The following is a 13122-nucleotide window of genomic DNA, read 5'->3' as shown; positions in this document are numbered from 1 at the left end:
GCTACTCCTTTCCCTTCCCTACTGCTGTTTCGGACATCTTTGTCCGCGTATTTATACTTTATACTTGTGTTATTGCTGGCGCGAGTTTGCAACTCGTGTCCTATTATAATGTTGAGTTTGCAACTCAACTGGCTCGCAGAGCCATATTTATACTTTGATTATATATTAACTGCTTCCAACAACTAGACGCAAGCTATTCTTTCTAGCTTCCGTTTATCCGCAGCCCTACCAACCTATCGCTTCACCTCTGGCTTTGGCTCCCTCAAGGCCGGGAGGCCTCGTCTTCCCGCATCGCGCTGTGTTCCCTTCCTTTGCTCCTGCGTCGCAATGCCCTCACGGGCACCGGAATCTCACAAGGCGCTCAACATGAAGACTGGGATCAATTTTCGATAGCCTCGGATAATGAAGCTTCTGCAAGACTCCCCTCCTTAGCCAAGGAGGGGGCAGGGGGTGGTTGGCCCCGGTGTTGCAGAAAATCCTGTCTTTCCTCTCATCCTGTATATCCTGATTCAGGCGTTCTCCCTTCTTAAAGCAAGTATAAGTCTGCTTACTGGCGCGATGTGCACCCATACGTTGTCTCCTATCCCCAACAATTCATACAGGCTTTGCTCTGTTTTCACTTCTTTTTCATCAACTGCCAGCACAAACTCCGTTACGTTTGGTTGGGAGGTAGCATCGGCGGCAGGGTTGCCATGCCAGCCCCAATGAGTTCTGGTTGCCTTATCGGTGATCTTGCCCAGGTACACATACTTAGTGCCATTAAACAGATCCAGGAGATAGCGCCTTATCAAGAGGAAAAGTCCCCCAACAGACGCAAGGCAGAGCAAAAGAACAAGCAGGGCGATGCGATCTGTTCCTACGCCTTTCTGCAGAAAGAAGATGATGAGAGCAACCGTTAGAATAACCCTTACCAAACCTGTGGCCGCATAGCCAACCAGATCCTGCTTTATTTCAAGCCAGATTCTCCACCTGTCAGTATTGCTCAAACTTTCTTTCATCGCTGGCATTATACTTTCTTTATCGCCCGAACACTGCGAGATCAAACCACCAACCTACTCCCTCCCCACTATCTGGTCCATCACTCGGGAGGTACGAGCGGCTGACACGGCTGAGCCAGGGCATTTGCCTTTTCCGGTTAGCTCCTCCACAATAGACTGGATAAAAGGCTGCTGCACGTGCTGCGGTGGCGGAAGCAGAAACTCCTCCGTGCCTGCTGCAGTTTCCAGGCGAATAGGCTCTTTGGCGAAAGTCGGGAAGGTGATACGACCTGCGCTGCCCACTATTTCGATACAATCCTGCTGCTGCTGCTCTGCCACACTGTAGCACCAGACGCCACTGCCCAGCACACCGCTCCCGAACCTGAACTGTGCCATTACCAGATCTTCCGCCTCATACAATCCAGCTTGGTTAGTTACTTGCCCGGACGCCGAAGCGATTGGACCAAGTATATAATCAAGTATGTCGAGCTGATGGGGAGCCAGGTCGTGAAAAAGGCCGCCACCGGAAATCTCGGGCTGCACGCGCCAAGGCATGCTACCTTGGTACTGTTCCGGCTGCAAAGGCTGGTACAGTTTGATATTCACGAAACGAACATCTCCGATAGCCTTACTTTCCAGCAGCTCCTTTACTTTATTAAAAGCAGGCTGGCTCCTGCGGTAAAAGGCCACAAATAGCGGCACACCGGCCTGTTCACAGGCAGTTATCATCTCCTGGCACTCCACATAGTTCAGGGCCATCGGCTTCTCCACGTACACCGGCTTACCGGCGGCGGCTACCTGCAACGTATAAGCAGCATGCGAGTCTGGCGGAGTGGCGATGTAGACGACGTCTACCTCCGGGTCGTGGATCAGGGCTTCGGCATTATCATACCACTTGGGCACACCGTGGCGCTCGGCATAGTCCTTTGCTTTGGCTCCATTGCGGCGCATAACGGCCACCAGTTCAGAGTTGTCAATCTTATTGAAGGCTGGACCGCTTTTTACCTCCGTCACGTTGCCGCAGCCAATTATCCCCCACCGTACTTTTTTCATAGTTTAAAGCTGTTTACATCTGCCAGACGCTCGCAGGAGCCGCGCACACTGCGAGGTATTTTTTACCTTTCTACTTTCTACCTTACTTTATCGCCACCACTTTCGTCTTCTCGCGACTTCTTATACTTTCCGGAATGCAGCTGACAATCTCCTGCCGTAGCGCCTCAATCAGCTTTTTCTTCAGGAAGCTGCGGTGCACCACCAGGCTCACCTCGCGCAGCGGCTGCGGCTCCTCAAAGGCATGCACCAGCTTGCGCTTCTCCTCCGGCATCTCCAGCACCGACAGCTCCGGCAGCAGCGTCAGGCCATGCTGCGTCTCCACAATGCGTTTGAGCGTCTCCAGCGAACCGCTTTTATAGTCGAGGTGGCTGCCCGCATCAGCGCTGCCCCCGCGGTTGCAGATGTTGAGCACCTGGCTCCGGAAGCAGTGGCCTTCGTTCAGCACCCACAGCTCGCTCAGGTCCAGCTCGTCGGCGGCAATGCGGGGCTGCTTTGCCAACGGGTGCTTGGGATTGATGTAGGCTACAAAGGCTTCATAAAACAGTGGCAGTTCTTTTATACTTTTATTGCCCAAGGGCGTCACCAGCAGGCCCACGTCCAGCAGCTCGTGGTTCAGCTTCTCCACAATCTCATCGGTCAGCAGCTCCTGCACCACTACCCGCACCTGCGGGTGCTTCTCCAGAAAACCCGTGATGAAGAGCGGAATCAGGTAAGGCGCCAGCGTCGGGATAACGCCGATGCGAAGCTCTCCGCTCAGCTCCAGCTTCTGGTTCTGCACCAGCTCCTGTATCTTCTTGCTCTCGGCCAGCACCACGCGCGCCTGCGCGATGATCTCCTTGCCCAGCTCGGTTGGCCGCACCGGCACACGGCTGCGGTCGAACAGCTGCACGCCCAGCTCCTCCTCCAGCTTCTGCAACTGCATACTTAAAGTAGGCTGTGTCACGAAGCAATGCTCTGCAGCGGTGGCAAAGTGGCGGTAGGTGTCTACAGCCACCAGATATTCTAACTGTACTAGTGTCATCCCATATTCCTTTATCAGCCTAAAGCTCTCTGCAACTTATACTTCAGGTATAGACAAATATACTTTATAAACTACATCTATCAAAGTATAAAAACAATCGATTTGATAGATATAGCAAAACCCATGACCTTTGTAGCAACAAGAAAGCACAATAACAGACAAAATAGGAATATGGAAAAGCTATCGAATATAGGATTACAGAAAGAAGACAGCAAGCAGGTGGCGGAGAAGCTGAACGAGTTGCTGGCCAACTACCATTTATACTACCAGAACCTGCGCGGCTTCCACTGGAACATTAAGGGCGTACACTTTTTTCAGCTACACGAGAAGTTTGAGGAGCTCTACAATACCGCCCTTGCCAGGATTGATGCCATTGCCGAGCGCATCCTCACTATCGGACAGCAACCGCTCCATACATTCACGGATTACCTGCGCCTGTCAAGTATAAAAGAGGCCGCCAACCTGAGCGATGGCAAAGAAACCGTGACGGCCACGCACCAGAACCTGAGCACCCTGCTCGACCTGGAGCGCGAGATCCTGAAGCTGGCCGCCGAGACCGGCGACGAGGGCACCGTGAGCCTCATCAGTGAGGACATCCACGAAAACGAGAAGACCCTCTGGATGCTGCGCGCCTTCCTGAGCTAAAAATCAGACATAAGACTTACCAAAGTATAAGCTGCATGGGCAGCCATACTTTTAAAACACAATTCACCCTTATACTTTAAAAATGACTCAGAATAGAATTTTATCCGTTGGATCCGTTTTCCCGGAGTTTAAGAAGCAGGCCGTTGTATCCATCGAGAAAGGCAAGGAGTTTTACGAGATCACCAGTGAGGACCACAAAGCCAGCGACAAATGGATGGTGATGTTCTGGTGGCCGAAGGATTTCACGTTTGTGTGCCCTACCGAGATTGCCGAGTTCAACAAGAACTACGACGAGTTCCGCGACCGCGACGCTATGCTGATCGGCGCCTCTACCGACTCGGAGTTTGTGCACGCCGCCTGGCGCCGCGACCACGAGGACCTGCGCAACCTGCGCTTCCCGATGCTGGCCGATACCTCCAAGTCGCTGGCAGAGGAACTGGGCATTCTGCAGGCCGAGGAGAAAGTGGCATACCGCGTTACCTACATCGTGGACCTGCAGGGCATCATCCGCTGGGTAAGCCTGAACGACCTGAACGTAGGCCGCAACGTGGCTGAGGTGCTGCGCGTGCTGGACGCCCTGCAGACCGACGAGCTTTGCCCTTGTAACTGGCAGAAAGGCGAGGAAACCATCGAAGCCTAATCTTCACGCGCTCTGCGCACTTTACATATATGTTCATTTAGACAGAAGTATGGCGCGGCGGCCGGAATGATCTCCTGTTGTCTGGCCGCTCGCCGCCATACTTCCTTTTAGTTTTGAATCCAACCAAACTAAAGCACCCTTAATCACCCTTATTATGCTGACTGCAACACAAGAAACTAAGATAGATTTACTAAAAGACCTCGGCTTACCGGAAGAATGCAACTTCTCGACCTTGGAAAAACTAGCCGACACAGAGTCGCGTTACCTGCGCGACCTGCGCATGAACTTGAAAAGCGCCCTGGGCGGTGAAGCCCTAAGTATAAAAGAGGCTTATTTGCTGGCCCTGGCAGCGGCGGCTAACGAGGAAAACGACGTGCTGGTGAAGGCTTTTGAAGATAAGGCACTGGAGAACGGCGCTGAATTGGGCGAGGTGGCTGAGGCCATTGCCTGCGCCTCTTTGCTGGCCACCAACAACATCCTGTACCGCTTCCGTCACTTCGCGCACAAGGAGGTGTATGAGCAGCTGCCTGCCCGCGTGAAGATGAATATCATGATGAAGCCGGTGCTGGGCAAGGAGTTCTTCGAGCTGATGAGCCTGGCCATCTCGGCCATCAACGGCTGCGAGCGCTGCGTTGCCTCGCACGAGGCCTCCGTGATGCACCTTGGTACCTCCGAGCCACGCATCTTCGACGCTATCCGAGTGGCCGCCGTGGTGGTGGGCCTGAGCAAGATTATTAAGTAATACCTATAGCTAAGTTAAGTTTAAGCCTCTGCAGCTTCTGTGGGGGCTTATTGTTTGCTCTTGCTTCTTATCACTCCTATAGTAAAGTTCGCTACAAACATAACTTGGCTAAATAACCCTATTAGTATGACTAAAGATAAAGCCACGAGTATTGTTTGGTAGTAGTCAGAACTAAAATAGTTGACACCTGATAAGCTGCTCTGTACTTCTGGTGTGAGTGCAAGTACAGTTATAATAAAAAAGCCTATACCTGTAGCTATTACATGCGTTACGGTTATCCAATTTATTAGCTTCTTTTTCCTTACCAGCCAGTAGCATCCGCTTAAGCCGCATATGAAGGATGAAAGAAACAAGCCAAGATGTAAAGGGGCTATGACAAGATATGTATCATGTAACTGAACATCCACAGTGCTTCCAGTCTTGGTTAGCACGAGCAACAGGATAACCGGGATCAACAAAAGCAGGAACCAATGAGGCTTGTTTGCTATACTTCTGAGCATTGGTTTTAACATGTAACGCTAATACAGACTGCGGGTGTTTTGTTTTGCACCGATAAGAGAGGATGCTACAGAGTGTAAGTACTTGGTTAGTTGCTCGATTCTATACTTTTAGTCTCGTATATGAGCTGAACTACCCCGGATTTAAATCTATTGACTTCTGTTAACTGAAGGTCTATCCTGTCTTTAAGGTTAGCGAAGAGGGGTTTGCCTGCACCTAGTACAGTTGGATGAACGGAGATCCTGTAAACGTCAATCATTCCGTGCTGGATGAAAGTTGTGATTAGACTTGCTCCACCATACAACCAGATGTCCTTACCGCCTTGCTTTTTGATTTCGGCAACCTTTGCGGGTATGTTAGAAGAGATAAAGGTAGCATTAGCGTCCTGCCGCTGCTGGCTGGAGAAGACAATTTTCTTTTTAGAATGAACAGCTGCCCAAAGAGACTTCTCTGCTTCGCTTGCGTCTGAGCCAGGTTGGTAATTTCCCCACATATCGTAGCTAACTCTACCGTAGAAGATCGTGTCGATACCTGAAAGAAAGCCTTCCAAGTCCATGTCATCATCCATGATGCACCAGTCAATTTCTCCATTAGGCCCTTCAATAAAGCCGTCGAGGGTTACTGCCAGGTCTAAAACTATCTTTTTCATTTGGCTTGATTTGATTATTTGGGTTTAGGAATGAAATGGCCTTGGTTGAGCTGTTAGCTTTTGCAACGTACTAGCCTAAACTGTTGCGAAGCTAACGTAATGGTATTGTTGAAAGGTGTGATTCAATTTTCTATACCCACTATACCGATGTATTTGGCATTCTCAAAAAATGTACTGCATGATTTCGAATCTCCACTCTTACAAAGTGAGTTGCCATCACAATCGGTTGGATTGATTGCTATGTCAGCGCAGTTATTTCCTAATACATAGTATTGTTTATTTTGGTATTCATATAAGCTCGGAAAGTCCTTACAATCCAATTCTTCTCCCTTATATCTAACCATACCATTTTGTTTAAGATAAGTATCTGAGCAATCATCAACACAGGAAACCTCTTCTCCCTTATCACAGCCAAAATTCATGAATAAAAAGATGGCTAAAACAAAATTCGGCAAAACGTTCTTCATAGCTTTATATTAAAGTTCATTTATCTAATATTACACAACGGTTGGGCTATGGTGCGTTTATGCACAATAGCTGGTGTTGTGCTTTCGTGCTTTTTCCTTGTTCTCCAGTACTTCCATTAACCGCTGGTTTAGGTAGAGTTTTTCTTTTCCTACCTTAGTTGCCCTTAAAAAACCTTCATGCTCAAGCGCTATCAGGTAATTCCCCACAGTCTTTGGTGTTCCCATGTTCGCGTCGATCAGAAACTGGCGTTTAGTATAGGGCAGTCTGAACAAGATTTCCATCAGCTCTTTTGAGTATACTTTGGGCAGTTTCTCCTTGATTTCTTCCGAGGTGGCCTCCATAACGGCCATGATCTCCTCTAGTTTTTCAAGTCCGCTGGTAGCTGTTTTTTCGATCATGTCCAGCATGTAGAGTATCCAGCCCTCCCAGTCTCCTGCTTCCGTAACAGCTCTTAGCTTCTGATAGTAAGCCGCCTTATGATGGATGATATACTCACTTAAGTATAGCGCGGGCACTTCCAACAGCTTCTCCATTTTCAGGTAGAGCAGAAGCAGGATTCTCCCTGTTCGCCCGTTGCCATCTATGAACGGGTGTATAGCCTCGAACTGGTAGTGCATTATGCCCATTTTGATGAGCGGGTCTAGGGTGCTTTCCTCGTTAATGAAGCGCTCCAGGTTTGCCAGTTTCTCGCGTATTACTGCTTTCCCTGCCGGCGGCGTGTAGATTACTTCACCCTGCGTGTTGGATAAGGTCGTGCCCGGTGTGGCTCTGATACCCGAGGTGTTCTGCTTTATGCATTGCATGATCTCTAAACAGAGGTTTGTTGTGATGAAGGGCCGCTCTTTGAGCTTTTCCAGGCCGTACCACAAAGCCTCTTTGTAGCTTATCACCTCTTTTGCTGCCGTAGATTCATACTTCTTTTCGGCAACTACCGATTTATAGAGATCATCATTGGTGGTAATAATGTTCTCTATTTCAGAACTTGCCTTGGCCTCCTGCAAATGGATAGTGTCTAGGAAAAGGCTTGGGTTGGGTAGGTTGATGATAGCGCCGTTCAACTGCGCTAAGGCCCTGCTTGCCTTAACAGTCTTTCGCATGACCTCCTTTGTTTCCAGGTCTACCTCCGGAGGAAGCAGGGGCAAATCATTATAAGGTTTTTCTCTGTGAAATGGAGCCATAACGAGGGTAAACTTTACGCTTGTTTTAAAAACAAAGGTAAAAATAGTGATTTATTACACTTGTTGTCTGTTCAGAGGTAGTTATTACTCCAGTAGGTTCATTTCATACATTGCATGAAGTACAACTATAGTGTATAAGGAGTTATTCCGTTTATACTATCAAATCCGGCGGTTATACGGAATCGGACTACCGAATATACTATATATAGTTAACAAAATACACCCTATACTTGAGACAAATAAGCTTGTCGCACGGAATCCTGCACTACTACAAGTATAACCCAAAACAAAACCGCCTGCCACAAACGTAGCAGGCGGTTCGACCTTATTTAATATCAAATGTAATGCTTACTTAGCGTAGCTGATGGCGCGCATCTCCCGGATAACCGTGATCTTGATCTGGCCAGGGTACTGCATCTCCTTCTCGATCTTCTGCGAGATGTCATAAGACAGCTGCGAGGCTTTCTCATCCGACACGTTATCAGCATCCACCATCACGCGCAGCTCTCGGCCAGCCTGTATGGCGTAGCACTGGTTTACACCCTCAAAAGACACGGCTGCCTCCTCCAGCTCCTTCAAACGCTTGATGTATGACTCCATGATCTCACGACGGGCACCTGGGCGTGATCCGGAGATAGCGTCGCAGGCCTGTACCAGTGGCGATACCATGGCAGTCATCTCCACCTCGTCGTGGTGGGCACCGATGGCGTTGCATACATCCGGGTGTTCCTTATACTTTTTGGCCAGCTCCATACCAATAATGGCGTGCGGCAATTCCGGCTCGTCCGGCGTTACCTTGCCAATATCGTGCAGCAGACCGGCGCGTTTGGCGTGCTTCACGTTCAGGCCAAGCTCGGCAGCCATGGTGGCGCAAAGGTTGGCTACCTCGCGTGAGTGCTGCAGCAGGTTCTGTCCGTAAGACGAACGGAAACGCATGCGGCCCACCATCTTGATCAACTCCGGGTGCAAACCGTGGATGCCCAGGTCGATGGCAGTACGCTCACCGATCTCCACGATCTCCTCCTCAATGTTCTTGCGTGTTTTGGTCACCACCTCCTCAATGCGGGCCGGGTGGATACGTCCGTCGGCCACCAGGCGGTGCAGCGACAGGCGCGCAATCTCGCGGCGAACCGGGTCGAAGCCGGAGATAATGATCGCCTCAGGCGTATCATCCACGATGATCTCCACACCAGTGGCAGCCTCCAGGGCACGTATGTTACGGCCTTCACGACCGATGATCTTGCCCTTAATATCGTCGCTCTCGATGTTGAACACCGATACGCAGTTCTCGATGGCGTGCTCGGCAGCAGTACGCTGGATGGTTTCGATAACGATTTTCTTGGCTTCCTTGGTAGCGGTAAGCTTGGCCTGCGCCACAATATCTTTGATGTGCGACGAAGCGTGGGACTGGGCCTCGTTCTTCAGGGCCTCCACCAGTTGCTCGCGGGCCTCAGCGGCTGTCAGTCCGGCTATCTTCTCCAGCTGGCCCACGACCTCCTCGTGCTGTTGCTCTACTTCTTCTTTGCGCTTCTTCAGCTGTTCCTGCTGTACGTGCAGGTGGTTTCTCTCCTTCTCCAAGTCGGCGTGCAGTTGCTCCTTCTCTTTGTGCAGGTCAGCCTCCAGGCGCTTAGCCTGCTCCATCTGCTTCTGCACCTGCTGCTCGCGCTGCTTTACCTTGTTCTCGTTCTGGATGATGATGTTCTTCTTCTTGTTCGTCTCCTCTTCGAACTCAGCCTTCATCTTCAGGTATTTCTCCTTGGCCTCCAGGATGCGGTCTTTCTTAATGGCTTCGGCATTGATCTCCGCTTCACGGATGATGCTTTTGGCTCTCTGGCGAGCCTCTTCCTCCTGCTGCTTAAATACTTTCTGCAGCAGCATGCGCCCTATTAGTACGCCCACAACGAGCGCCACGAGGGCGGTTAACAAAATATAAAGGATATCGGGCATAACTATAGCGTTTATGGTGTTTAGCACGCATAGCAAGTACCTGCAAAGGGGGACATGGTGTGGCTTTCAGGCCAAAACGAAGTATAAACGGAGGCTGCAAAGGCCTCCTCGCGTTTATTTATTCACTGTTGATAAGAGATCATCCAAAAGGTCGAGCTGCTGGTCTACCTGGGATACATGCGAGGAGTGCTCATCCTCCAGCTTCATCTTCTCGGCCATGGTCTCAAACGCCACCATTGCCAGCAGATCCTGCTTGTCCTGTATGCCAAACTGATCCTTATAAAAGCGCAGGCGCTCGTTCAGGATCTTTCCTACGGCTCTTATTCTTTCTTCTTCCTCTTCCTTCACCCGCATCGGATACTCGCGTTCCGCGATGCGAATCTTAATCGATAATTCACTCATCCGTTGCGTGGTTTATGGTTAGGCTTACCGGCTTTTCTGAGCTTGTTAGCGGCTCATACTTAGTCTTGTAGGTAAGCAATACACTTATCAATTTCTCTGATATATTCGTTTAGCTTGAGCTTCAACTCTGTCGAATTTGCAGTGTTTCCTGCTATCGCGTCTACAATTTTAACAATATTCTCCTGATTTTGAAAATTTTTTATCTGCTCATCTCGTTCATCCAGCAGCCCCTCCAGTTGCTTTACCTGCTCCTGCGCGCGCATGAGCCGTTGCTGCACCTCGGTGTGGCGCTGAATTAGTTTTCGCAGCTTATCTTCAATATGCCGGAGTTGTTGTGCTTGCTTTTCCTTAGGCATAACGTTATTTGCGGATAAAGGCTCCCAATTGTTTCTCAAATTGCTGCATCAGGCGGCTCATGGTGCTGTCGATCACCTTGTCGGTCAGTGTCTGCTGCTTATCCTGCAGGGTAAAGCTCAGTGCGTAGGCTTTCTTGCCCGCCTCGATCTTATCGCCCTCGTACACATCAAACACGTTCACGTCCTGCAGCAGCTTGCGCTCCACTCTAAAGGCTACCTTCTTCACCTCGTCGAAGGTCACATGCTTGTCCAGCACCAGCGACAAGTCGCGGCGCACTTCCGGGAATTTCGGCAGCTCCTCGGCCACCAGTTTGTCTTTATACTTCTTCAGAAGGTAGTCCCAGTTCAGCTCGGCGTACCATACCTGCCCCTTCACTTCCATAAAGCGGGTCACGCCGGCGTCCAGCACGCCCAGTTCCGCGATCACGGTGCCGTTCTTCACGTAGGCGATGCCTTTGCTCATGTAGGCATTGCCCTCCAGGTTCTGTACCTCAAAGTCGCCGGCGTTCAGCTTGCGCAGCACGTTCTGCACCACACCCGCCAGGTCGTGGAAGGCGGCTTTCATACTTGGCTGCTTCCAGCTCTCGGCCGTTACGTTGCCCACCATGTACATAGACAGCTTGCGGCTCTCCTTGTAGTCGCTCTCCAGCTTCTCGTATACTTTGCCCAGTTCAAACAGCTTCAGGTCGCGCTGGCGACGGTTAATGTTGCGGCGCAGTACCTCCAGGCCCGAGAACACCATGCTCTTGCGCAACACGTCCAGGTCTTCGGAGTTATAGTTTACCACGTTCACCAGGGTGGCTACCGCTGCCTCTCCGGCAGGCTTGTAGTAGTTGGAGTTGGTGATGGAGTTGGTGATGATCTCATGGAAGCCGTTGGCCGCGATGTAGCCCATGATCGTCTCCGTCACGTCCTCGGCGTATGGGTTCGGAAACTTGGCTAAGTATGAAGTGGCCAGGTTCTCGCTCATCTCAATGTTGTTGAAGCCGTAGATGCGCAGGATCTCCTCCACCACATCGGCCTCACGGGTCACATCCACCTTAAACGGCGGCACCGACAGCGTCAGGTCCGTTTCCGTTTCATTTGTAACCTCGATACCCAGGTCGGTAAGTATGTTTTTGATGCGCTCAGCGCCAACATGCTGCCCGATCAAAGTATGGGCGCGCTCGATGTTCAGCTTTACCTCGCGGTGTGCTATCGGCTGCGGGTACACATCCACAATATCGGAGCTAACCTCGCCTCCGGCCACCTCCTGCACCAGCAGGGCGGCGCGCTTCAGGGCCGTGATCACCATGTTCGGGTCGGTGCCACGCTCAAAGCGGAAAGAGGCATCGGTTTTGAGTCCATGCGCCATACCTGTGCGGCGGATAGAATCCGGAGAGAAGTAGGCGCTCTCTATGAAGATGCTGGTGGTCTCGTCTGTCACGCCGGACTCCTCGCCACCGAAAATACCACCAATGGCCATCGGCTCCTCGGCGTTGCAGATCATCAGGTCAGAGGCGTTCAGCTTGCGCTCCACACCATCCAGGGTTTTAAAGGTAGTCCCCGCGTCCGCGTTTCTAACCACAATCTTACCACCGGCGATCTTATCGGCATCGAAGGCGTGCAGCGGCTGCCCCAGTTCGTGCAGCACGTAGTTGGTCACGTCCACCACGTTGTTGATCGGCGACAGGCCGATGGCGCGCAGGCGCTTCTGCATCCACTCCGGCGACGGGCCTACTTTGATACCTGAAACCGTTACCCCGGCATAGCGCGGGCAGGCATCGGTGTTTTCCACTTCCACCGCAATTGGGCGGGAGGTGTTGTTCACTTCAAAATTCTCTATACTTGGCAGTTCAGCCTTCGCGTCCAGCAAGGCCTGCAGGTCGCGGGCCACGCCGTAATGCGAGGCAGCATCGGCACGGTTTGGCGTCAGGCCGATCTCAAATACCTTGTCAGAGCCCAGACCAAAGAACTCGGCGGCAGGCGTTCCGTTCGGCAGGTCTGTGTCCAGCACCATAATACCGGCATGCGAAGCCCCGATACCAATCTCATCCTCGGCGCAAATCATACCTTCCGACACGGCACCGCGTATCTTGGATTTCTTAATTTTGAAAGGCTCGCCGCCGGTTGGATAAAGCGTACTGTTTACCGTGGCTACCACCACTTTCTGCCCGGCTGCCACGTTTGGCGCTCCGCACACGATCTGGCTCGGCTCGTCGATGCCAATGTCCACGGTGGTAATGCGCAGGCGGTCGGCGTCAGGGTGCGATTCGCAGGTGAGCACCTCTCCTATCACAATGCCCTCCAGGCCTCCCTGCACCATATCAAACGTATGGATTCCCTCCACCTCTAGTCCGGCGCCGGTCAGCAGCACACCTGTTTCTTCAGCAGTCTTGTCAGTATGTATAAGTTGTTTCAGCCAGTCGAATGAAATCAGCATGTTTTTTTATGTTCGTGTTCTTCTCGGTTTCCAATCCGGAAACCAATCTTTTCCAAAATTAAGGATAATTTCGTTTCGTATCACGTAGCTTGTATCAAGTATCACGAATTCGTGTGGTTCACAC

The 13122-nt window shown here is 51.1% G+C and carries 13 protein-coding genes; 3 read left to right on the top strand and 10 right to left on the bottom strand.

Annotated elements, in window-relative coordinates; translation table 11 throughout:
• Positions 1-509 precede the first annotated feature (509 nt).
• From OO017_RS06465 to OO017_RS06455, 3 genes are all read right to left on the bottom strand, one after another.
• Positions 510-998 (bottom strand): hypothetical protein, encoded by a 489-nt coding sequence (locus OO017_RS06465; RefSeq protein WP_266051645.1) that lies wholly within the window; start codon positions 996-998, stop codon positions 510-512.
• A 54-nt stretch (positions 999-1052) separates the two neighbouring features.
• A complete protein-coding gene (locus OO017_RS06460; RefSeq protein WP_266051644.1) occupies positions 1053-2030 on the bottom strand; it encodes a Gfo/Idh/MocA family protein in 978 nt (325 codons plus the stop codon).
• Between the two features lie 82 nt (positions 2031-2112).
• A complete protein-coding gene (locus tag OO017_RS06455) occupies positions 2113-3051 on the bottom strand; it encodes a hydrogen peroxide-inducible genes activator (protein ID WP_266051643.1) in 939 nt (312 codons plus the stop codon).
• Between the two features lie 171 nt (positions 3052-3222).
• Between OO017_RS06455 and OO017_RS06450 the strand changes: the two genes are divergently transcribed.
• From OO017_RS06450 to OO017_RS06440, 3 genes are all read left to right on the top strand, one after another.
• Positions 3223-3696 (top strand): Dps family protein, encoded by a 474-nt coding sequence (locus OO017_RS06450; protein WP_266051642.1) that lies wholly within the window; start codon positions 3223-3225, stop codon positions 3694-3696.
• Positions 3697-3778: 82 nt separating this feature from the next.
• Positions 3779-4336 (top strand): peroxiredoxin, encoded by a 558-nt coding sequence (locus OO017_RS06445; protein WP_266051641.1) that lies wholly within the window; start codon positions 3779-3781, stop codon positions 4334-4336.
• Between the two features lie 154 nt (positions 4337-4490).
• Positions 4491-5078 carry a carboxymuconolactone decarboxylase family protein gene (locus tag OO017_RS06440; RefSeq protein WP_266051640.1) on the top strand — a complete coding sequence of 196 codons (588 nt, stop codon included), beginning with the start codon at positions 4491-4493 and terminating at the stop codon, positions 5076-5078.
• A 586-nt stretch (positions 5079-5664) separates the two neighbouring features.
• Here OO017_RS06440 and OO017_RS06435 read toward each other — a convergent pair.
• The 7 genes from OO017_RS06435 to pheT all read right to left on the bottom strand — a co-directional run bounded on the left by OO017_RS06435 (position 5665) and on the right by pheT (position 12998).
• The gene (locus OO017_RS06435) at positions 5665-6225 is read right to left on the bottom strand and encodes a dihydrofolate reductase family protein (RefSeq protein ID WP_266051639.1); all 561 of its coding nucleotides are present in this window, start codon (positions 6223-6225) and stop codon (positions 5665-5667) included.
• A 122-nt stretch (positions 6226-6347) separates the two neighbouring features.
• Complete coding sequence (locus tag OO017_RS06430) at positions 6348-6692, bottom strand: hypothetical protein (RefSeq protein WP_266051638.1); 345 nt, start codon at positions 6690-6692, stop codon at positions 6348-6350.
• A gap of 57 nt (positions 6693-6749) precedes the next feature.
• Positions 6750-7871 (bottom strand): Fic family protein, encoded by a 1122-nt coding sequence (locus tag OO017_RS06425; RefSeq protein ID WP_266051637.1) that lies wholly within the window; start codon positions 7869-7871, stop codon positions 6750-6752.
• Between the two features lie 348 nt (positions 7872-8219).
• Complete coding sequence (rny, locus tag OO017_RS06420) at positions 8220-9818, bottom strand: ribonuclease Y (RefSeq protein WP_266051636.1); 1599 nt, start codon at positions 9816-9818, stop codon at positions 8220-8222.
• 114 nt (positions 9819-9932) lie between these two features.
• Positions 9933-10220 carry a cell division protein ZapA gene (locus OO017_RS06415; RefSeq protein WP_266051635.1) on the bottom strand — a complete coding sequence of 96 codons (288 nt, stop codon included), beginning with the start codon at positions 10218-10220 and terminating at the stop codon, positions 9933-9935.
• 59 nt (positions 10221-10279) lie between these two features.
• Complete coding sequence (locus OO017_RS06410; protein WP_266051634.1) at positions 10280-10576, bottom strand: hypothetical protein; 297 nt, start codon at positions 10574-10576, stop codon at positions 10280-10282.
• A gap of 4 nt (positions 10577-10580) precedes the next feature.
• On the bottom strand, positions 10581-12998 hold the full coding sequence (pheT, locus tag OO017_RS06405) for a phenylalanine--tRNA ligase subunit beta (protein ID WP_266051633.1): 2418 nt from the start codon (positions 12996-12998) through the stop codon (positions 10581-10583).
• Between the last annotated feature and the right edge of the window lie 124 nt (positions 12999-13122).

This window comes from Pontibacter anaerobius, from assembly GCF_026241195.1.
In the GTDB taxonomy this organism is placed as follows: Bacteria; Bacteroidota; Bacteroidia; order Cytophagales; family Hymenobacteraceae; genus Pontibacter; species Pontibacter anaerobius.
The sequence above is the reverse complement of the archived record's forward strand: the minus strand, read 5'-3'. Positions and strand labels throughout refer to the sequence as shown.